At 65.0% G+C, this 19,206-nt stretch carries 24 protein-coding genes; 12 read left to right on the plus strand and 12 right to left on the minus strand.

From position 1 onward, the window contains the following. Positions 1-52: 52 nt before the first annotated feature. Positions 53-922, minus strand: a complete 870-nt coding sequence (locus V6M50_RS11400) for an SMP-30/gluconolactonase/LRE family protein (RefSeq protein ID WP_332818683.1) — start codon at positions 920-922, stop codon at positions 53-55. 335 nt (positions 923-1,257) lie between these two features. On the opposite strand from V6M50_RS11400, the gene V6M50_RS11405 reads away from it, so the two are divergent. The 4 genes from V6M50_RS11405 (at position 1,258) to V6M50_RS11420 (ending at position 5,065) form a co-directional block, all read left to right on the plus strand. Continuing rightward, positions 1,258-2,412 carry an acyl-CoA dehydrogenase family protein gene (locus V6M50_RS11405; protein WP_332818684.1) on the plus strand — a complete coding sequence of 385 codons (1,155 nt, stop codon included), beginning with the start codon at positions 1,258-1,260 and terminating at the stop codon, positions 2,410-2,412. Between the two features lie 114 nt (positions 2,413-2,526). Further along, positions 2,527-3,696 (plus strand): acetyl-CoA C-acetyltransferase, encoded by a 1,170-nt coding sequence (locus V6M50_RS11410; protein WP_332818685.1) that lies wholly within the window; start codon positions 2,527-2,529, stop codon positions 3,694-3,696. A 147-nt stretch (positions 3,697-3,843) separates the two neighbouring features. Beyond that, on the plus strand, positions 3,844-4,626 hold the full coding sequence (locus V6M50_RS11415; RefSeq protein ID WP_332818686.1) for an SDR family NAD(P)-dependent oxidoreductase: 783 nt from the start codon (positions 3,844-3,846) through the stop codon (positions 4,624-4,626). Position 4,627: 1 nt separating this feature from the next. Continuing rightward, complete coding sequence (locus tag V6M50_RS11420) at positions 4,628-5,065, plus strand: acyl-CoA thioesterase (RefSeq protein ID WP_332818687.1); 438 nt, start codon at positions 4,628-4,630, stop codon at positions 5,063-5,065. On the opposite strand, the gene gmk is transcribed toward V6M50_RS11420, so the two are convergent. After that, complete coding sequence (gmk, locus tag V6M50_RS11425) at positions 5,062-5,724, minus strand: guanylate kinase (RefSeq protein WP_332818688.1); 663 nt, start codon at positions 5,722-5,724, stop codon at positions 5,062-5,064. The genes V6M50_RS11420 and gmk overlap by 4 nt on opposite strands. Before the next feature lie 52 nt (positions 5,725-5,776). Here gmk and V6M50_RS11430 point away from each other — a divergent pair, with 52 nt between their 5' ends. Further along, on the plus strand, positions 5,777-6,340 hold the full coding sequence (locus tag V6M50_RS11430) for a DUF2585 domain-containing protein (RefSeq protein ID WP_332818689.1): 564 nt from the start codon (positions 5,777-5,779) through the stop codon (positions 6,338-6,340). On the opposite strand, the gene V6M50_RS11435 is transcribed toward V6M50_RS11430, so the two are convergent. From V6M50_RS11435 to V6M50_RS11455, 5 genes are read right to left on the minus strand one after another with little or no spacing between them, the layout of a single operon-like run. After that, complete coding sequence (locus V6M50_RS11435) at positions 6,337-6,729, minus strand: hypothetical protein (RefSeq protein ID WP_332818690.1); 393 nt, start codon at positions 6,727-6,729, stop codon at positions 6,337-6,339. The genes V6M50_RS11430 and V6M50_RS11435 overlap by 4 nt on opposite strands. Positions 6,730-6,787: 58 nt before the next feature. Beyond that, positions 6,788-7,162 carry a hypothetical protein gene (locus V6M50_RS11440; protein WP_332818691.1) on the minus strand — a complete coding sequence of 125 codons (375 nt, stop codon included), beginning with the start codon at positions 7,160-7,162 and terminating at the stop codon, positions 6,788-6,790. A gap of 46 nt (positions 7,163-7,208) precedes the next feature. Next, positions 7,209-8,606 (minus strand): class II fumarate hydratase, encoded by a 1,398-nt coding sequence (gene fumC / locus V6M50_RS11445; RefSeq protein WP_332818692.1) that lies wholly within the window; start codon positions 8,604-8,606, stop codon positions 7,209-7,211. Continuing rightward, complete coding sequence (locus V6M50_RS11450; RefSeq protein WP_332818693.1) at positions 8,603-8,917, minus strand: hypothetical protein; 315 nt, start codon at positions 8,915-8,917, stop codon at positions 8,603-8,605. The genes fumC and V6M50_RS11450 overlap by 4 nt, the downstream gene beginning before the upstream one ends. A gap of 4 nt (positions 8,918-8,921) precedes the next feature. Continuing rightward, positions 8,922-9,404: an SspB family protein gene (locus V6M50_RS11455; RefSeq protein ID WP_332818694.1), complete on the minus strand. Its 483-nt coding sequence runs from the start codon at positions 9,402-9,404 to the stop codon at positions 8,922-8,924. A gap of 86 nt (positions 9,405-9,490) precedes the next feature. Between V6M50_RS11455 and hisB the strand changes: the two genes are divergently transcribed. The 5 genes from hisB (at position 9,491) to V6M50_RS11480 (ending at position 13,368) form a co-directional block, all read left to right on the plus strand. Beyond that, the gene (gene hisB, locus V6M50_RS11460) at positions 9,491-10,078 is read left to right on the plus strand and encodes an imidazoleglycerol-phosphate dehydratase HisB (RefSeq protein ID WP_332818695.1); all 588 of its coding nucleotides are present in this window, start codon (positions 9,491-9,493) and stop codon (positions 10,076-10,078) included. A 10-nt stretch (positions 10,079-10,088) separates the two neighbouring features. Further along, positions 10,089-10,697, plus strand: coding sequence for an imidazole glycerol phosphate synthase subunit HisH (gene hisH, locus V6M50_RS11465; protein WP_332818696.1), 609 nt, complete (start codon positions 10,089-10,091; stop codon positions 10,695-10,697). After that, positions 10,685-11,431 (plus strand): 1-(5-phosphoribosyl)-5-[(5-phosphoribosylamino)methylideneamino]imidazole-4-carboxamide isomerase, encoded by a 747-nt coding sequence (hisA, locus tag V6M50_RS11470; protein ID WP_443030503.1) that lies wholly within the window; start codon positions 10,685-10,687, stop codon positions 11,429-11,431. Before hisH ends, hisA begins: the two co-directional genes overlap by 13 nt. Beyond that, the gene (gene hisF / locus V6M50_RS11475; RefSeq protein ID WP_332818697.1) at positions 11,428-12,198 is read left to right on the plus strand and encodes an imidazole glycerol phosphate synthase subunit HisF; all 771 of its coding nucleotides are present in this window, start codon (positions 11,428-11,430) and stop codon (positions 12,196-12,198) included. Before hisA ends, hisF begins: the two co-directional genes overlap by 4 nt. Before the next feature lie 87 nt (positions 12,199-12,285). Next, the gene (locus V6M50_RS11480) at positions 12,286-13,368 is read left to right on the plus strand and encodes a calcium:proton antiporter (protein ID WP_332818698.1); all 1,083 of its coding nucleotides are present in this window, start codon (positions 12,286-12,288) and stop codon (positions 13,366-13,368) included. A gap of 136 nt (positions 13,369-13,504) precedes the next feature. Here V6M50_RS11480 and V6M50_RS11485 read toward each other — a convergent pair whose 3' ends face one another. Then, positions 13,505-14,641 carry a beta-ketoacyl-ACP synthase III gene (locus tag V6M50_RS11485; protein WP_332818699.1) on the minus strand — a complete coding sequence of 379 codons (1,137 nt, stop codon included), beginning with the start codon at positions 14,639-14,641 and terminating at the stop codon, positions 13,505-13,507. Positions 14,642-14,833: 192 nt separating this feature from the next. Here V6M50_RS11485 and V6M50_RS11490 point away from each other — a divergent pair, with 192 nt between their 5' ends. Next, positions 14,834-15,385: a hypothetical protein gene (locus tag V6M50_RS11490; protein ID WP_332818700.1), complete on the plus strand. Its 552-nt coding sequence runs from the start codon at positions 14,834-14,836 to the stop codon at positions 15,383-15,385. A 115-nt stretch (positions 15,386-15,500) separates the two neighbouring features. Here V6M50_RS11490 and V6M50_RS11495 read toward each other — a convergent pair whose 3' ends face one another. Continuing rightward, positions 15,501-16,268 carry a sulfite exporter TauE/SafE family protein gene (locus tag V6M50_RS11495; protein ID WP_332818701.1) on the minus strand — a complete coding sequence of 256 codons (768 nt, stop codon included), beginning with the start codon at positions 16,266-16,268 and terminating at the stop codon, positions 15,501-15,503. Between the two features lie 123 nt (positions 16,269-16,391). Beyond that, positions 16,392-17,288, minus strand: a complete 897-nt coding sequence (locus tag V6M50_RS11500; protein WP_332818702.1) for a LysR family transcriptional regulator — start codon at positions 17,286-17,288, stop codon at positions 16,392-16,394. A gap of 113 nt (positions 17,289-17,401) precedes the next feature. Between V6M50_RS11500 and V6M50_RS11505 the strand changes: the two genes are divergently transcribed. Continuing rightward, on the plus strand, positions 17,402-17,737 hold the full coding sequence (locus V6M50_RS11505; protein WP_332818703.1) for a hypothetical protein: 336 nt from the start codon (positions 17,402-17,404) through the stop codon (positions 17,735-17,737). 89 nt (positions 17,738-17,826) lie between these two features. Here the strand turns inward: V6M50_RS11505 and V6M50_RS11510 are convergent, their stop codons facing one another. Next, entirely contained in the window at positions 17,827-18,075 is a 249-nt protein-coding gene (locus tag V6M50_RS11510) for a hypothetical protein (protein WP_332818704.1), read from the minus strand. Then, entirely contained in the window at positions 18,075-19,127 is a 1,053-nt protein-coding gene (locus tag V6M50_RS11515) for a Leu/Phe/Val dehydrogenase (protein ID WP_332818705.1), read from the minus strand. Before V6M50_RS11515 ends, V6M50_RS11510 begins: the two co-directional genes overlap by 1 nt. Positions 19,128-19,206: the final 79 nt, after the last annotated feature.

Here is a 19,206-nt window from a genome sequence, read left to right on the forward strand (position 1 = left end):
AAACCATGTCGGGGAGCGTCTTAACCAGATGTGACAGCGCGGTGCAAGCCGCCTAGGCGCCAAAATCCGGCTGAATCAGGCCGGGGACGTCAACGCGGAAGGTGAAGACGCCGCCGGCGTTTGGCTGGCCCAAGCGTTCTTCGTCGGACAGGTTCTTGCCCGCGCTGGTGACGAAAGCGGTCTTCAGGTCCGGCCCGCCAAAGGCGATCATCGTCGGACGCTGCACCGGCAGGTCGACCGTCTGAAGCAGCCCGCCCGCGGGCGAAAGGCGCACAACGCGCCACCCATCCCACAACGCCGACCAGTAACAGCCCTCGGCATCGACCGCGGCGCCGTCGGGGCGGCCGTTGCCCTGCTCGAACTGGTGGAAGATGCGGCCTTCGCCGAGTGCGCCGGTCGCCGGATCGACGTCATAGGCGCGGATCGCATGCGTCGGGGTGTCGGCGTGATAGAAGGTCCGGCCATCGGGGCTGAAGGCGGCGCCGTTGCTGGTGGTGATCCCGCCAAAGACCTCGGTCAGCGACCCGTCGGGATCGAGCCGGTAGAGCGTCGCGGTGGGGTTCGCCTTGTCGCTCGTCAGGCTGCCGACCCACAGCCGGCCCGCGGTATCGACGCGGCCGTCGTTGAAACGCTGTTCGGGCTTGTTGGCAAGGACGGCAGGGCCAAAGGCGCGCGGCGCGGCGCCCCAGTCGTCGATCAGCGCGCAGCCGTTTTCGAGCGCCGCGACAAGCCCGCCGCCTGCGCGCGGCGCGATGCAGCCGACCTGCTCGGCAACTTCCATCGCCTCGTCGTTGCCGGTGGCAGGGTCGGTGCGGTGGATTTTGCGGCCTTCGATATCGACCCAATAGAGCCGCTGCTCGGCGGCATGCCAGAAGGGCGATTCGCCGAGCAGCGCGCCGGCATCGAGAAGCAGTTCGACCATGGGTTGGGGTCTTAGCGCGCGCCGTCGATGCTGCCCAGCGACTGCAAACCTATTCGTCACCCGGAATAGGGCAGGGCGTGAGCCACCTTTCGTCATCCCGGACTTGATCCGGGATCCATGCCGCCTCTCGACAAAGCACGGCGCTCGACGTCGTGGACCCCGGATCAAGTCCGGGGTGACGAAGAAAGACGGGGCGACGAAAGTTTGCTGCCGTAGCGGCATTTCTACTTGACGTGCACGTAAACGTAAGGTCAGTTAGCCAGCAAGGACTACGCGCTGCGTGGCAACTTCGTAAACATCCGCGCCCGGCCGGCGCACCGGGAAAAGGAATGTCCATGTCGCTCGATAATCTGTCGCGCTCCGCCTACTCCGACGATCATGAGGCGTTTCGCGCCACGGTGCGCCAGTTCCTCGAAAAGGAAATCGCGCCGAACGCGGCGAAATGGGCCGAGGACAAGATCGTGCCCAAGTCGATCTGGCCGAAGGCGGGCGAGCTCGGCATGCTGTGCCCGACGGTGCCCGAGGAATATGGCGGGCTCGGCCTCGATTTCGGTTACAACGCGATCGTCGATGAAGAGAGTGCCTATTACGGCCGCGCCACGACGGGCTTCTCGCTCCAGTCGGACATCGTCACCAGCTATATCGTCAAATATGGCAGCGAAGAGCAGAAGAAGCACTGGCTGCCCAAGATGGTGTCGGGCGAGGTGATCACCGCGATCGCGATGACCGAACCGGGCACCGGCTCCGACCTTCAAGGGATGCGCACGACCGCGAAGAAGGATGGCAATCACTATGTCATCAACGGGTCGAAAACTTATATCACCAACGGCCAGAATGCCGACCTGATCCTCGTCTGCGTCAAGACCGACACCGAGGTCCAGCCGGCGTGGAAGGGCGTGTCGATCGTCCTCGTCGAAGCCGACCGCGAAGGCTATGAACGCGGCCGCAACCTCGACAAGATCGGGCAGGACGAGGCCGATACGTCGGAAATGTTCTTCAACGACGTCCGCGTGCCGATCACCAACTGCCTCGGCGAAGAGGGGCAGGGTTTCATTTATCTGATGAGTGAGCTGCCGCAGGAACGCCTGTCGATTGCGGTGTCGGCGCAGGCGTCGGCGCAGCGCGCGTTCGACGACACCGTCGAATTCACCCGCGACCGCAAGGCGTTCGGCAAGCCGATCCTCGATTTCCAGAACACGCGGTTCGTGCTCGCCGACCTCAAGACCAAGCTGCAGGTCGGCTGGGCGCACCTCGACTGGGCGCTGGCGCGGCACCTCAAGAAGGAACTGACCCCCGAGGAGGGCGCCGCGGCGAAGCTGTGGCACACCGAACTCCAGTGGGAAGTGATGGACAAATGCCTCCAGCTTCACGGCGGTGCGGGCTATATGAATGAATATCCGATCGCCCGCGCCTGGCGCGCCGCGCGCGTCACCCGCATCTTTGGCGGCACGAACGAGATTATGAAGGAACTGATCGGGCGCAAGCTTTAAGCCCGTCGCCCCCGCGAAGGCGGGGGCCGCTGGCGTTCTAACCCGGCGTTGCCTGGCGCCTCCAACGGCCCCCGCCTTCGCGGGGGCGACGACTACTCGGAAAGGAATTCTCCCATGGCCATTGCATATATCGTCGATGCCGTCCGCACCGCTGGCGGCAAGCGCGGCGGCCGCCTCGCGGGCGTTCACCCCGTCGACCTCGGCGCCGCGGTGTTCGACGCGATCGCCGACCGTAATGATTTCGATGCTTCGGCGATCGAAGACGTCATCACCGGCTGTGTGTCGCAGGGCGGCGAGCAGACGATGGACCTCGGCCGCAACGCCGTGCTCGCTTCGAAACTGCCCGACTCGATCCCATCGGTAACCATCGACCGCCAGTGCGGATCGTCACAGCAGGCGATGCAGTTCGCCGCGCAGGGCATCTTGTCGGGAACCCAGGACATGGTCCTTGCGAGCGGCATCGAAAGCATGTCGCGCGTGCCGATGGGCTCGACAGCGATGCTCTATATGAAGGAAGGCATGGGCAATTATAAATCGCCCCGGCTCGAGGAAAAATACCCCGGCATCATGTTCAGCCAGTTCATGGGCGCCGAGATGATCGTCAAGAAGCACGGCTTCACCAAAGACGACCTCGACGCCTATGCGTTCGAGAGCCACCGCCGCGCCAAGGCCGCGACCGAAGCGGGCCGGTTCCAGCGCGAGATCGTTGGGCTCCAGATCGAGACCCCCGAAGGGACGCAGACCCACCTCGTCGATGAAGGCATTCGTTTCGACGCGACGCTCGAAGGCATTGCAGGGGTGAAGCTGCTCCAGGAAGGCGGTTCGATCACAGCGGCTTCGGCGTCGCAGATCTGCGATGGCGCGTCGGCGGTTCTCATCTGTTCGGAACAGGCGCTGAAAGATCATGGCCTGACCCCGCGCGCGCGCATCCACCATGTGTCGGTGACCGCGGGCGACCCGGTGATCATGCTCGAAGAGCCGCTGTTCGCGACCGAAAAGGCGCTGAAACGCGCGGGCATGAAGATCGAGGACATCGACGCTTACGAGGTCAATGAGGCGTTCGCGCCGGTGCCGCTGGCGTGGCTCAAATATCTCGGCGCGGATCATGCGCGGCTCAACGTCCATGGCGGCGCGATCGCGCTCGGCCACCCGCTCGGCGCCAGCGGCACCAAGCTGATGTCGACCCTGCTCGGCGTGCTCGACGCGACCGGAGGCAAATATGGGCTGCAGACGATGTGCGAAGGCGGCGGCCAGGCCAACGTCACGATCATCGAACGACTTTGAAAATCTAACAACCGTTCGTCCTGAGGAGCCATTGAGCTTGTCGAAATGGCGTCTCGAAGGATTGGCAGCATAGCGGCCCTTCGAGACGGGTCTTCGAAAAGCTCAGCCCCTCCTCAAGGCGAACGGAACTAGGGAAGGAAAATTAGAATGAAACTCGATTCCACCGTATCCGCCGTCGTCACCGGCGGCGCCTCGGGCCTCGGTGCCGCCACCGCCCGCGCGCTTGCCGCCAAGGGCGTCAAGGTCGCGATCTTCGACCTGCAGGAGGAAAAGGGCCTCGCGATCGCCGCCGAACTCGGCGGCATCTTCTGCGAATGCAACGTCACCGACGACGCCAGCGTCGACGCCGCCTTCGCCAAGGCGCGCGAAGCGCACGGCCAGGAACGCATCCTCGTCAATTGCGCGGGCACCGGCAATGCGATCAAGACCGCGAGCCGCTCGAAGGAAGACGGCAGCATCAAGCATTTCCCGCTCGATGCCTTCAACTGGATCATCCAGATCAACCTTGTCGGCACCTTCCGCTGCATCGCCAAGTCGGCGGCGGGCATGCTGACGCTCGACCCGATGGAAGACGGCGAACGCGGCGCGATCGTCAACACGGCATCGGTCGCGGCCGAGGACGGCCAGATCGGCCAAGCGGCTTACTCTGCGTCGAAGGGCGGCGTCGTCGGCATGACGCTCCCCATCGCGCGCGACCTCGCCTCGGAGAATATCCGCGTCAACACGATCCTGCCCGGCATTTTCGACACCCCGCTGCTCGCTGGCGCGCCGCAGAATGTCCGCGATGCGCTCGGCGCGTCGGTGCTCAACCCGAAGCGCCTCGGCAATCCGCCCGAATATGCCAATCTCGCGGTCTGCATGATCGAGAATGGCTATTTCAATGGCGAGGACGTCCGCCTCGACGGCGGCATCCGAATGGGGCCGCGCTGATATGCCCAAACCGGAAAGCTGGCGGCTCGACGCCGCCAGCTACCCCGTCTGCATCGAATATCAGACGCGGTTTCAGGACATGGACATCAACGGCCACCTCAACAATGTAGCCTTTGCCGCTTTGTTCGAAAGCGGCCGCGTGTTGCTCAACCGGCAGGTACGTCCGCTGGGCGAACGTCCTGTGAACGAACGGACGATGGTCGCGGCGGTCGAGATCAACTATCTCGCCGAGGGCAATTTCCCCGATCCGGTGACGATCGCGACCGGTATCGGGCGGCTTGGCACCTCAAGCTGGACGATCGTGCAGGCGATGTTCCAGAATGGCCACCCGATCGCGACCTGCGACACGGTGGTCGTGTGCCGTACCGACGGTCAGGCCAAGCCGTTGCGCGCCGAAATGGTCGCCGAGCTGAACGCCAATCTGGTGACGCCGGTCTAAAGCGAAGTATCGGCGTCCGGCACCGACCGGATCAGGTCGCGGGCAAAGCCGATCAGGCCGATCTGGCGCCGCCGCTTCAACCGTTCGGCGCGCAGGATCGCGACGACCTCGTCGAAGCATTCTTCGACATGGTCGTTGATCAGCACATAATCATAACCGTCCCAGTGGCTGATCTCGTTCGCGGCGCGCGCCATGCGTGCGGCGATGACTTCGTCGCTGTCGGTATTGCGTGCGCGCAGCCGCCGTTCGAGTTCTTCCATCGTCGGCGGCAGCACGAAGACGCGCACGACATCGGGTCCGGCTTCCTGGTAAAGCTGCTGCGCGCCCTGCCAGTCGATGTCGAACAGCACGTCCTTGCCCGCCTCGAGCAGTTCGTCGACCCGCGCGCGGGGCGTGCCATAGCGGTGACCGAAGACATGCGCCCATTCGAGGAACTCGCCGTCGGCGGCCATCCGCTTGAAAGTTTCGGTGTCGACGAAATGATAATCGACCCCGTCTTTCTCGCCGGGGCGCGGTGGCCGCGTCGTCGCCGAGATCGACAGCGCAATATCCTTGTCGCCTGCGAGCATCATCTTGGAAATGGTGGTCTTGCCCGCGCCCGAGGGCGAGGAGAGCACGAACAACACGCCGCGGCGGTTCAGGTGGACGCTTTCAGCCATGGGCGCTATTCGCCAAAGCTGCGCTACGGGTCAAGCGCGAAGGGGGCGGGGCATGGCAGGAATTTCACGAACGGGCTGGCTGGTCGCCGCGGCGCTGGTCGCGCTGCTTGCGGCGATATTGATCGGCATGGGCCGTCCGCCGATCTGTCCGTGCGGCACGGTCAGCCTGTGGCACGGCACCGTCCAGTCGAACCAGAACAGCCAGCAGATTTCGGACTGGTACAGCTTCAGCCACATCATTCACGGCTTCATCTTCTATGGCGTGCTACGCTGGATCCTGCCGCACCGCCCGCTGTGGGTGCCGCTCGCCATCGCGATCGGGGTCGAGGGCGCCTGGGAAATCCTCGAAAATTCGAGCATAATCATCGACCGGTATCGCGAGGTGACGATGGCGTTCGGCTATTCGGGCGATTCGGTGCTCAATTCGGTGAGCGACGCGCTTTTCATGGTGCTGGGCTTCGTCGCCGCCAGCCGGATGCGCTGGTGGGTCACGGTTGCGTTCGCGCTCGCCTTCGAGCTCTTTACCCTATGGACGATCCGCGACAATCTGACGCTCAACGTACTGATGCTCGTCTCGCCAGTCGAGGCGATCAAGGAATGGCAAGCGGGCGCCTAACGCTCCCTCAAACGCGCTTTGCGGCCAAAGCCGCCCGGTTTGGGGACGGGCGCGTCACCCGGATCGGTATCGCCGCGGCGGCTCATGTAACGCGCGAGCGCGGCATCGGGGTCGAATGTCTCGGGATAGACGTCGACGGGCTCCGGCTTCTTTTCGGGCGGCGCGGCGTCAGCGGGCGGCGCGGCGGGCTTGTCGAAAAAGATCCTTTTGAACGCCCAAGCGAAGCAGCCGAATGCGGCAATCAGGACAGCCAGTGCCGACAGATGATAGCCGAGCCGCGTGCTCGCGGCTGCCGACAGATCGCCCGCAAGTTCGAGCCGGCCGCTGAGAAACTTCAGCGAGAAGCCGACCGCGATCAGCGCGAATGTGCGGAAACCGGGCGGGTTCATCCTCATGACGCATGCCATAGCGCGTCATGATAGCAATTTTCTTAACCGCGTCGGCGGGTCAGTGGAGCGAGCCGCTGCGGCCATTGCCTTCGACTGGAATCGCAGGCGGCAGCGCGTCGCCAATCGTCTGCCCATCGGTGGGGACTTTGGCCGTGCCCGCATAAGTATCGACCACGCCGGCATCGGCGAGCGCAGGATCGAGCGCATGCGCCTCTTCGGCGGCCTTGCGCGCCTCGGCACGCTCGGCCCATTTCTTGGTGAGATAGCCCGCCGCGACCGTTGCCGCGAGAACGGCATAGCGTTGCGGGAATAGGCGCCGCGCCGCGAAGAGCGTGCCCGCGCCGATGACCGCGCCGGCGAGGGGATGATTGCCTTTCTGGCGTCCGATGGCGCTGCCAAGAACGCCGCCTACGATCCGACCGATCATCTTCATCTCTCCTTCCCTTCATCAATCCCCGGAAGGCCCCGCGGGTTCCCGTTCAGCTCTCCGGCCCGAGCATCGTGCGCGGATCGACCAGCTGGTCGAAGGTCGCGGCATCGACATAGCCCAGATCGAGCGCCGCCTCTTTCAGCGTGCTCCCGCTTTCATGCGCGTGCTTCGCGATCTTCGCCGCCTTGTCATAGCCGATTTCGGGGGCGAGCGCAGTGACGAGCATCAGCGAGCGGTTCATCAGTTCGTCGATGCGGGCGCGGTTCGGTTCGAGCCCTTCGACGCAATGCTCGGTGAAACCCGCCATGCCGATTGCCAGCAGGTCGATCGAGCGCAGCACGTTCGACCCGATCAGCGGCTTGAACACATTGAGCTCGAGATGCCCCTGCAGGCCGCCGACGGTGACCGCCTGATGATTACCGATGACCTGCGCCGCGACCATAGTCAGCATCTCGCACTGGGTCGGATTGACCTTGCCCGGCATGATCGAGCTGCCCGGCTCGTTCGCCGGAAGGTCGATCTCGCCCAGACCCGCGCGCGGGCCCGAGCCGAGCAGGCGGATGTCGTTGGCGATCTTGGTCAGCGCGACCGCGAGCGTATTGAGCGCACCCGAAAAGAAGACGAGCCCGTCGTTCGACGCCAGCGCCTCGAACTTGTTGCGTGCGGGTTCGAAAGCGATACCCGTCGCACGGCTGAGCTCGGCCGCCATCGCGACGTCGAACCCCGCCGGTGCGTTGAGCCCGGTGCCTACTGCGGTGCCGCCCTGCGCGAGCTTGCAGATATTATGCGTCAGCGCGCCCTCGATCCGCGCGCGGCACGCGATCAGCTGCGCGACATAGCCCGAAAATTCCTGACCCAGCGTCAGCGGCGTCGCGTCCTGCAAATGGGTGCGGCCGATCTTGACGATGGCGCTCCACGCTTCCGCCTTGGCCGCGAGCGCGTCGGTGAGCACGATCAGCAACGGTACCAGCCGCGCCGTCGTCTCGACCGCGACCGCGATATGCAGCGCGGTCGGGAAACTGTCGTTCGATGACTGGCCCATGTTGACATGGTCGTTGGGGTGCACCGGCGACTTGCCCCCGCGCGTGCCGGCGAGCGCCTCGTTGGCGATGCCCGCGACGACCTCGTTCGCGTTCATGTTCGATTGGGTGCCGCTGCCCGTCTGCCAGATCGCGAGCGGAAACTGGTCGTCATATTGCCCAGCCGCGACGGCGTCGGCCGCGACCACGATCGCGTCGGCCAGTCCGGCGTCGAGGCCGTGGCTGCGGTTGACCCGCGCTGCGGCCGCCTTGATCCGCGCGAGGGCATGGACGATCGGAAGCGGCATGCGCTCGTGGCTGGGAAAGGCAAAATTGTGGCGGCTGCGCTCGGTCTGCGCGCCCCAATAAGCGCCCGTCGGAACGGCAATCTCGCCGATGCTGTCGCTTTCGATCCGTGTGTCGCTCATGTCACGAGCATCCTTGTCACCAGCACCGCGCCGGCCCAGATCATCGCGACCAGGCCGAGCAGCTGCCAATAGCCGCCTTCGCCTACGCGTCGGCGCAGCCAAGCCGCGGCAAGCCATGCCAAGACGAGCGCCGGAGTCAGGATCAGCACGGTAAAGCGAAGCAACCCGTCGGCAATCTGTCCACGCGGATAGGGGCTTTGCGCCAGGGCATAGCCTTCGACGCCCCACCAGAAGGCGGCGGTGAGCACGAGCATCCCGGCGAGTGCCCAATATTGCCAGAAGCGGCTGGGGGGCCAGAGGGGGCCGCCCACGGCGCTATCTCTTCTTGCCGAAATCCACCGTCACGACGTTCGACCCGTCCTCGCTCGTGACGTCGGGTCGGTCATTGTCGGCTTCGTCATGCGGTTCGGGCTGTGCGGCCTCGTCGTCGCTGACCTGGAATTGCAGCCCGAAATCGACCGACGGATCGACGAAGGCGGTGATTGCGGCATAGGGAATCGTCAGGATCGACGGCGTCTGGTTGAACGACAGGCCGACGCTGAAATGATCCTCCTCGACCTTCAGGTCCCAGAATCGGTTCTGCAGCACGATCGTCATTTCATCGGGAAATTTGGCGATCAGATGCGCGGGAATGTCGACTCCGGGCGCCTGCGTCTTGAAGGTGATGTAGAAATGATGCTCGCCGGGCAGACTGTCATAGCCTTCGACCTGGCTCAGCACGCGGCCGACCACGGCGCGCAGCGCGTCCTGCACGATTTCGTCATAGGGAATCAGGCTGTCGCGGACATCGTCACTCATGGGGCGAGGGGATGAACGGCGCGCGTTCGCGGGTCAAGGGGGGAGAGTCGCCTTGCGCTGTGAAAAGTGGGTGCTATGGGGGCGCCATGCGAACCGCCACTGTCCAGCGCACGACCAAGGAAACGGATATCGCGATTGCCGTCAATCTCGACGGAACGGGCGAATATTCGGTGTCCACAGGCATCGGTTTCCTCGACCATATGGTCGAGCAACTGTCGCGCCACTCGCTGATCGACATTTCGATGACGGTGAAGGGCGACCTCCACATCGATCAGCATCACACCGTCGAGGATTCGGCGCTCGCGCTTGGCGAAGCGGTGGCCAAGGCGCTCGGCGACAAGCGCGGCATCGCGCGTTACGGCGAGGCGCATGCACCGATGGACGAGACGCTGACGCGCTGCGCGCTCGATATTTCGGGGCGTCCGCACTGCGTCTATAGATCGGCCTTCTCGCAGCCGCGGCTCGGCGAGATGGATACCGAAATGTTTCCGCACTGGTTCGCCAGCTTTGCGCAGGCCGCGGGGATCACGCTGCACATCGAAACGCTGTACGGCGAGAATAATCATCACATCGCCGAAAGCATGTACAAGGCGCTCGCGCGCGCGCTGCGCCAGGCGGTCGAAATCGACCCGCGCAAGGGCGATGCCATCCCCAGCACCAAGGGTGTCCTGTAAGGACCATCGCATGAGCGCCATCGCCCTGATCGACTATGGCGCGGGCAATCTTCGCTCGGTGCATAATGCGCTCGTCGCGGCGGGCGCCGAGAATGTCGCCGTCACCGCCGATCCCGATGTTGTCGCCAAGGCCGACCGGATCGTGCTGCCGGGCGTGGGCGCGTTCGCGGCCTGCATGAACGGGTTGTCGGCCATCGATGGGTTGATCAACGCGATGGAGCGGCGGGTGCGGCAGGACGGTGTCCCCTTCCTCGGCATCTGCGTGGGCATGCAATTGCTCGCCGATGCGGGAGAGGAGCATGGCCGGCATGCGGGACTCGGCTGGATCGGCGGCACGGTGCGGGCGTTCGATCCAGGGCCGGGGCTGCGCATCCCGCATATGGGCTGGAACGATGTCGTGCCGAGTTTCGCGCACCCGGTGATCGCGGCGGGTGAGGCCTATTATCTCCACGGCTATCATTTCGCCGATGCCGTCGATGTCGCGGCGACGAGCAGCCATGGCGAGACGTTCGTCGCCGCGGTTGCGAAGGACAATATCGTCGGCGTCCAGTATCACCCCGAAAAAAGCCAGGCCTATGGCCTCGCAACCCTCGAAAGGTTCCTGTCTTGGCGCCCGTAGATTCTGGCCTGACCATCTTCCCCGCGATCGATCTAAAGGGCGGGCAGGTGGTGCGGCTCGCCGAGGGCGATATGGCGCGCGCGACCGTCTATGGCGACGATCCGGCGGCGCAGGCGCGGCTGTTCGCTGGTGCCGGGGCGACGCATCTGCATGTCGTCGATCTCGACGGCGCTTTCGCGGGGGCAAGCGTCAACGGCGTGGCGGTCGAAAGCATCATTGCGGCCTTTCCGGGCAAGGTGCAGGTCGGCGGCGGCATCCGCGACCGTGCCGGGGTCGACCGCTGGCTGTCGCTCGGCGTCGAGCGCGTGATCATCGGCACCGCGGCGCTGAAGGACCCCGAATTTGTGAAATCCGCCGCGCGCAACCTGCCCGGGCGGATCGTCGTTGGGGTCGATGCGCGCGACGGCATGGTCGCGACCGAGGGCTGGGCCGATGTGTCCGACGTGCGTGTCGAGGATCTGGCGCGGCGTTTCGAGGATGCGGGCGTCGCAGCCTTGCTGTTCACCGACGTCGGCCGCGATGGCATGCTCAAGGGCTGCAATGTCGAGGCGACGGTGGCACTGGCCCAGGCGGTCGCGATTCCGGTGATCGCGTCGGGCGGGGTTGCCGATATAGGCGACATCCGGGCGCTCCGTCCGCATGTCGCCGATGGTATCGAAGGCGTGATTACCGGGCGCGCGCTCTATGACGGGCGGCTCGACCTCGCCGAAGCGATTGCGGCGGGGACAGCGTGACCGTCCGCGTCCGCGTCATTCCCTGCCTCGACGTCGCCGACGGGCGGGTGGTGAAGGGGGTCAATTTCGTCGACCTCCGCGATGCGGGCGACCCCGTAGAGGCCGCGCGCGCCTATGATGCGGCCGGCGCCGACGAACTGTGCTTCCTCGACATTTCGGCAACCCATCAGGGGCGCGGGACGCTGCTCGACATGGTCAGCCGTACCGCCGAGGTCTGTTTCATGCCGCTCACCGTCGGCGGCGGGGTGCGTAGCGCCGGGGATGCGCGCGCGCTGCTGCTCGCCGGTGCCGACAAGGTGGCGGTGAACAGCGCGGCGGTCGCGCGCCCCGAACTCATCGCCGACATCGCCGACCGCTTTGGCAGCCAGTGTGCGGTCGGCAGCATCGACGCGCGCCGGGTAGAAGACGGCCGCTGGGAAATCTTCACCCATGGCGGGCGCCAGCCGACCGGGATCGACGCGCTCGAGCATGCGGTTCGGCTTGCCACCCTCGGCGCGGGCGAATTGCTCGTCACCAGCATGGACCGCGACGGGACGAAAGATGGTTATGATCTCGCGCTCACGCGTGCGATTGCCGATGCGGTAACTGTGCCGGTGATCGCGAGCGGCGGCGTCGGCAATCTCGACCATCTGGTCGCGGGCGTGCTCGAGGGTGGGGCGAGCGCGGTACTCGCGGCGAGCATCTTCCATTTCGGCGAAGCGACTATCGCCGAAGCGCATGCGCGGCTCGCCGCTGCCGGATTACCCGTTCGCACGCACCGAGATTGACCTACATATACCTCGTCATCCCGGCGAAGGCCGGGATGACGAGGTTAGGGGGTGGTCATGCGCAAGGGGGGCTGCAATAGAAGTCGCATGGTCAGCAAGCTTCGCCTCACCGATCGCGCCAACGACGTTTTTCCGATCCTGGGCTTCCTTACTGCGATGGCGAGCCTCGCTATACCGCTCAATGCCTTTCTCGTCGGCTTCATCCTCGCCGGCGCGATCGTCGCCGCGGTCCATCATGCCGAGGTAATCGCGCACCGCGTCGGCGAACCCTTCGGTACGCTGATCCTCGCGCTTGCGGTGACGGTGATCGAGGTCGGGCTGATCCTGACGCTGATGCAGGCCGAGCCCGCCAAGGCGCAGACGCTGGCGCGTGACACCGTTTTTGCGGCGGTGATGGTGATCCTCAACCTCTTGATGGGCCTCTGCCTGCTCAGCGGAGCGATCCGCCATCATGAGCAGCGGTTCCAGCGCACGGGCATCGGCGCCGCGCTCGCGACGCTGACCGTGCTCACCGTCGTGACGCTCGTGCTCCCCAATTTCACGTCGAGCGTTCCGGGGCCCTTTTATTCGGCGACGCAGCTCGGTTTCGTCGCGGTGGTGTCGCTGATCCTCTACGCGACCTTCGCGCTGGTGCAGACGGTGCGCCACCGCGACTATTTCCTGCCCGACGGCGATGCGCAGGACGAGCCCGATGTGCACGCCGCCCCGCCAAGCATAAAGCGCACGGCGATTTCAGGCGCGCTGTTGCTCGCTAGTCTGGTTGCGGTCGTACTGCTCGCCAAGAATCTGTCTCCCGTCATCGGCGCGCTGCTCGCCGAATGGGGCGCGCCACCGGCGGTGCTCGGTGTGCTGATCGCGGCGCTGATCCTCGCCCCCGAGGGTCTCGCTGCGGTGCGCGCGGCCAAGGCCGACCGGCTCCAGACCAGCCTCAACCTCGCGCTCGGATCGGCGCTCGCGACGATCGGGCTGACCATTCCCGCGGTCGCGATCCTGTCGATCATGACCGACATGCCGATCAGCCTCGGCCTCGACGCCAAATCGACCGTGCTGCTGTTCCTGTCGCTGATTGTGTCGGTGCAGACGCTGGCGAATGGGCGGACGACGGTGCTGCAGGGGGTGATCCACCTGATGCTGTTCGCGATCTACCTGTTCACGACGTTTGTGCCGTAGGAAGAGCCATTTATAAACTCGTCATGCTGAACTTGTTTCAGCATCCATGGCCGACCTTCTCGCTTGGCGCCGCGCTTAAGGCCAAGTCTGGTCATGGACCCTGAAACAAGTTCAGGGTGACGAAGAAAAAAGCGGTTCAAGTCTTCCGGACGAACACCGTTCCCGCGCTATAACCCGCGCCGAACGAGCAGATCAGCCCCGTGTCGCCCGTCTTCATGTCCTCGTGGTGGAGGTGGAAGGCGATGATCGACCCTGCGCTCGACGTATTGCCATAGGTGTCGAGCACCGTCGGGCTCTCATCCTCGCTCGCCTCATGACCCAGCACGCGCTGCGCGATCAGGCGGTTCATGTTGGTGTTCGCCTGATGCAGCCACAGGCGGCGCATGTCGGTGCCCTCGAGGCCCAGCACGCCCATCTGCTCGACGATCATGTTCGCGACCATCGGCACGACTTCCTTGAACACCTTGCGGCCTTCCTGGACGAAAAGCTTGTCGCTCGTCGGCCCCGACTGGTCGATGCCGCCATGGCCGCGGTTCAAAAAGCCGAAATTGTTGCGGATATTGTTCGAGAAGACGGTCTTGAGCTTGGTGCCGAGGATGTCCCAATGGCCTTCAGGGGCAATGTCCTTCTGCTCGACGAGGATCGCGGTCGCGACGTCGCCAAAGATGAAATGGCTGTCGCGGTCGCGCCAGTTGAGGTGCCCCGAACAGATTTCGGGGTTCACGACGAGCACGCTCCTGGCGTGGCCGGCGCGGATATAGTCGGCGGCAGTCTGGATGCCAAAGGTCGCCGATGAGCAGGCGACATTCATGTCGAACCCGAAGCCGTCGATCCCGAGCGCATCCTGGATTTCGACCGCCATCGCGGGATAGGGGCGCTGCATGTTCGACGCGGCGCACAGCACGGCGTCGATGTCCGCCGCATCGCGGCCGGCGCGGACGAGCGCGTCCTGTGCCGCCGCGACGCCGATTTCGGCGAGGATCGAGAGTTCGTCGTTGCGGCGCTCGGCGATCCGTGGCGCCATATGTTCGGGGTCGAGGATGCCCGCCTTGTCGACCACGAACCGCGATCCGATACCGCTCGCCTTCTCGATGAATTCGACACTCGATTCAGCAAGTTCGGACACATCGCCCGCCGCAATCGCGTTCGCATTTTCCCTATTGTGCAGCGCAACATAGGTGTTAAAACTGGCGACAAGTTCTTCGTTGGAGATGCTTTCAGCGGGGGTGAAAAGGCCGGTGGACGAAATGACCGGCTGCGGTGTGTGCGACATGATGGACCTGCTCGTGCCTTTGAATTTCGGGCACGCTGATTAGGACCGGTCGCGGCGTCGCGCAACGCCCCACGCACTTGCTGAACATTCGCCGACGTCATGGTTAACCCGCCACTAACCATTTTGGTGGCAGACTGTTTGATGCAGGCCTCCGGGGGGATGGCTCCCCGGGCGCCGTGCGGGAGCACGACCATGGCGACGCGTTCGGGACCGGCAGCAGGCGACCTGTCGATAACGGAAATCAAGGAATTCGCGGGCTTTCCCGCGGCAACGCAGCGGTATATCCGCCGTTCGCTCGACATCGGGCTGGAGCGCGATGATGCGGTCGCGCGCTGGTCGCGCGACATGGTCGAGGAAACCGCGATTCGCGTCCAGGCCCGCGTTTATAAGCGGATCGACGAAATCCGCGCGCATATCCCCGACGACAGTGGGCTCGACGCGCTCGAACATTTCATGGCGCCGCTCGTCGCGGTGTCGGCGTTCGACCTTGGGCAGGATCGCCTTCCGGGCTTCGCTTCCTATCGTTTCCTGTACGAGCGGCTGCTCGGTGCACATGCGCGGCCGTGGTTGCCCGGCGCCTTCTGCGCTGCGGCGTCGCTGCCGCACCTCCACCCCGACAAGCGGCGCCTGCTGCTCCAGTCGATCAGCGAGGCGGCCGCAACCGCGCCCGGATGGTCAGCGCGCGAGCCGAGCTTCTACCCCGAATGGGTCGACAAGATCGACGAGACCAAGGCCGCGAATTGAGCGGTTGATCCGCTTGGGGGTAGGAAGCGAAACACCAGCTCTACGCCGCCAAAGTAAGCGTCGCCCCCGTCTTCGCGGGGACGACGGCTATTGCCGGCCGCAAGCGGTCCTTTGATCAGGTCAGCGCCTTATAGAGGCCGAAGGCGCTGGTCGCGATCAGCACGATGCCGACCATGACCAGCATCACCTTGGGCGAGAAACGTTTGGCCATCATGGCGCCCAGCGGCGCGGCGGCCACGCCGCCGATGATCAGCCCCAGCGTCGGCCCCAGGATCTGGGAGAAGCCGAGGTTCCAGATGAAGGCGATCGACACCGACACGGCGAGGAAGAATTCGACGCTGTTGACCGTGCCGACGACCTTGCGCGGCTCGCCGCCCTGGACGAGCAGGTTCGAGGTGACCACCGGTCCCCAGCCGCCGCCCCCCGCGGCATCGAGAAAGCCACCCACGATCGCAAGCGGGGCAACGATCTTGGGTTTCTCGAACTTCGGCGGATAGAGCAGGCCGCGGACCAGCAGCCACACGCCGATCAGCACCAGATAGGCGAGCACGAAGGGCTTCACCACATCGGCGTGCAGCGACGACAGCACATAGGCGCCGAGAACCCCGCCGATCACGCCCGGAATCAGCAGCCGGAAGAAGAGCGGCCATTCGATATTGCGGTGGAGCAGGTGGCTGATCCCCGATGCGCCGGTCGTGAAAATCTCCACGACATGGATGCGCGCCGATGCGGTCGCGGGCGGCACGCCCAGCACCGCGACGAGCAGCGTGTTACAGATGACGCCGAATGCCATGCCCAGCGCGCCGTCGACGAACTGCGCAGCAAAGCCGATCAGGATGAAGGGCACGAGCGCCGCAAAGTCGATAGCCGCAAAATCCATCATAATCATCCCAACCCTTTTAATTGACAACCTGCTGCCGGGATTCCCGGCCGCGCGCCAGCCCAAATTTTCTGCTGACGGCAAAGGGATTTGTTTCCGCGCTCGACCGAACCTCTCCGAACGGGGTCAGCCGGTGACGTCGTCGGGCAGATATTCGCGCACATAGTCGATGAAGGCGCGCAATTTGGGCATCACGTGCTTGCGGCTGGGGTAATAGAGGAACAGGCCCGAGGTCGAGGGGGCGTGCTCGGCGAGGACGAGTTCGAGTTCGCCCGATGCGACCATCGCCTTGACCACCGGTTCGGCGGTCATGCCCATCGCGACCCCGGCGTGCACGGCGACCATCATCGCGGTAAAGTCGTTGACGATCACTGGGCCCGTCACCCCGACCTCGATCTCGCGATTCCCCTTCTCGAAGGTCCAGGGCATCAGCGCGCCGCTCCCCATGCGCATGCGCACGCAGCGATGGTTGCGCAGGTCGTCGGGACTTGCCGGACGCCCGTGCTTCGCCAGATAGCCCGGCGTCGCGACTGCGACGAAACGAAACGGCCCGGTCAGGCGGACGGCGATCACATCGGCGTCGAGCGATTCACCCATCCGCACCCCGGCGTCAAAACCGCCGGCGCTGAGATCGGCGAGCGCGTCCTCGGCATAGATTTCGAGCTCGATCTCGGGATAGGTTTCGCAAAAGCCGGCGATGATCGGTTCGAACAAGGGCTGCACAGCGCCGCGCATCAGGTTGATGCGCAGCCGGCCCGCAGGCCTGTTGCCGAGATTGCGAGCGGCTTCATAGGCGTCGCCCAGCCCGGCGTAGGCGGGCGCGGCGCGCTCGAGGAACATCTCGCCCGCCTGCGTCAGCCCGACGCTGCGGGTGGTACGCATGAACAAAGGCGCGCCGACGCGCGCCTCAAGCCCCTTGATGATCTGACTGATCGCCGAGGGAGAGACGCCAAGGTCGGCCGCCGCGGCGGAAAAGCTCCGCCGTTCCGCGACACGCAGGAAAGCTTCGATCCCGTCGAGCACCCCATGGGGGATTGTTAAATCCTGCTTCAAAGCACTTGCAGATTATAGAGGATTATCTAAGTGCGCAACCGCACCTATAAAGGTTGCACAACGAAACGAAAGGAACCTCTCCCATGGCCTATCAGCTCTCCTCATATCGCCGTTTTCCTGCCGCTTTCGCCATCGTCGCCGCTTCGGCACTCGCCTTCACCGGCCTGATGGCAACCGCAGCCCCCGCTTATGCCCAGTCGGGTGGCGATTATCGCTGCTCGGGCCTCGCCGAACAGGCGCATGTCGCCGCCGGCGGCGTCGAAGGCGGCAAGCAGGCCAGCGCGAAGCGCTTCGTCTCGACCGGCAAGAAGCTGTGCGAAGCAGGCAACGAACGCGCCGCCGCCAAGCAGTTCCGCGCCGCGCTCAAGATCGCCGGCGTCGCCGAAGTCGAAACCGACAGCCAGATGGCTGCCCGCTAAGACAGCCTGACACACCAATCTCCGGACCGTCCTCTCCCTCTCCCCGACGGATCCACACACTGGGGCGGCACCTAAAAGGGCCGCCCCTCTTATTTTGTGCGGCAGGTTGTCATGTCCTCGAACTCGGCGCCGATCACGGCGACGACCTCGTGCAGCTTTGCGGCGATGGTCGCGGCCTGCCGGGTCTCGAGCCCCTCGACGGTTACATCGATTCGCATATGGCGGCGCAGCATCCGCATCCGCATGATCGACGGCACGATCGCGCGCTGCGCAAAATAGCCGGCGACGCGCGGAAGCGACTGCGGATCGAGGATCGCGTCGATCCGGAAGCGATGCACTAGGCCGCGATCCGCTCGGCGCCCGCAATCACCTCTTCGGCCATTTCGTCGGCGACGACCGCGGGCGAGCGTCCCTCGCGCGCCGCGCGTTCGAGTAGCGCCAGCGTGCGCGGGGCGATCGCGGCGACACGGCTGGCCACATCGCTTTCGTCTTCGCCCAGATATTCGGCCGAAACGCTGATAATGCCGCCCGCGTTGACGACATAGTCGGGGGCGTAAGTGATGCCGCGGCCCTGCAGAAGCGCGGCGATATCGGGGCTCGCGAGCTGGTTGTTCGCGGCACCGCAGACCAGCCGCGCCTTGAGCTGGCCGACGCTTTCGCGGTCGAGGGCACCGCCGAGCGCGCAAGGCGCGAAAATGTCGGCTTCGACCCCGGCGATCGCATCGACATCGACCACATCGGCGTCAAGGATCGCGCGCAGCCGGTCGCGCCGCGCCGGGTCGGGATCGGCGATCACCAGATGCGCGCCGGCGTCGGCGAGGCGGCGGCAAAGGTCGGCGCCGACATTGCCGGTGCCCTGCACCGCGACCGTCAGCCCCGCGAGGTCGCGGCCCAGCGCAAATTCGGCGGCGACCCGCATCGCATCGAACACGCCGCGCGCGGTCCATGGCGACGGGTCGCCGCCGGCGCGACCCTCGGCGCCCGGCAGGCCCGCGACATGGCGCGAGACGCTGGCGACCTCCTGCATATCGGCGACCGAGGTCCCGACATCTTCGGCGGTCACATAAACCCCGCCCAGATCCTCGACCGCGCGGCCGAAGGCGCGAAACAGGGCGCCCCGGTCGAAATCGCCCGCGGGCCTCCGCAACACCGCCTTGGCGCCGCCGAACGGCAGGCCGGCGAGCGCATTCTTGTAGCTCATGCCCTCGGCGAGGCGGATCGCGTCGGCGAGCGCCTGGTCCATACTGGGATAGCTCCAGAAGCGGCAACCGCCGGCGCCCGGGCCAAGCGTCGTCGAATGAATCGCGATGACACCGTCGAGGCCGCTTTCGGCATCATGGAGGCGCACGCATTCGAGCGGCGGGGTCAGGCGGGTAGGGCGGGCGACCATGAATATTCTCCTGTGATGAGGAGCGGATCATCGCATCCTTGCCTCGGACAATCTTGGTCGCATTTTCATCGGGCATGCG

The sequence above is a fragment of the Sphingopyxis sp. genome, from assembly GCF_036675685.1.
Classification (GTDB): domain Bacteria; phylum Pseudomonadota; class Alphaproteobacteria; order Sphingomonadales; family Sphingomonadaceae; genus Sphingopyxis.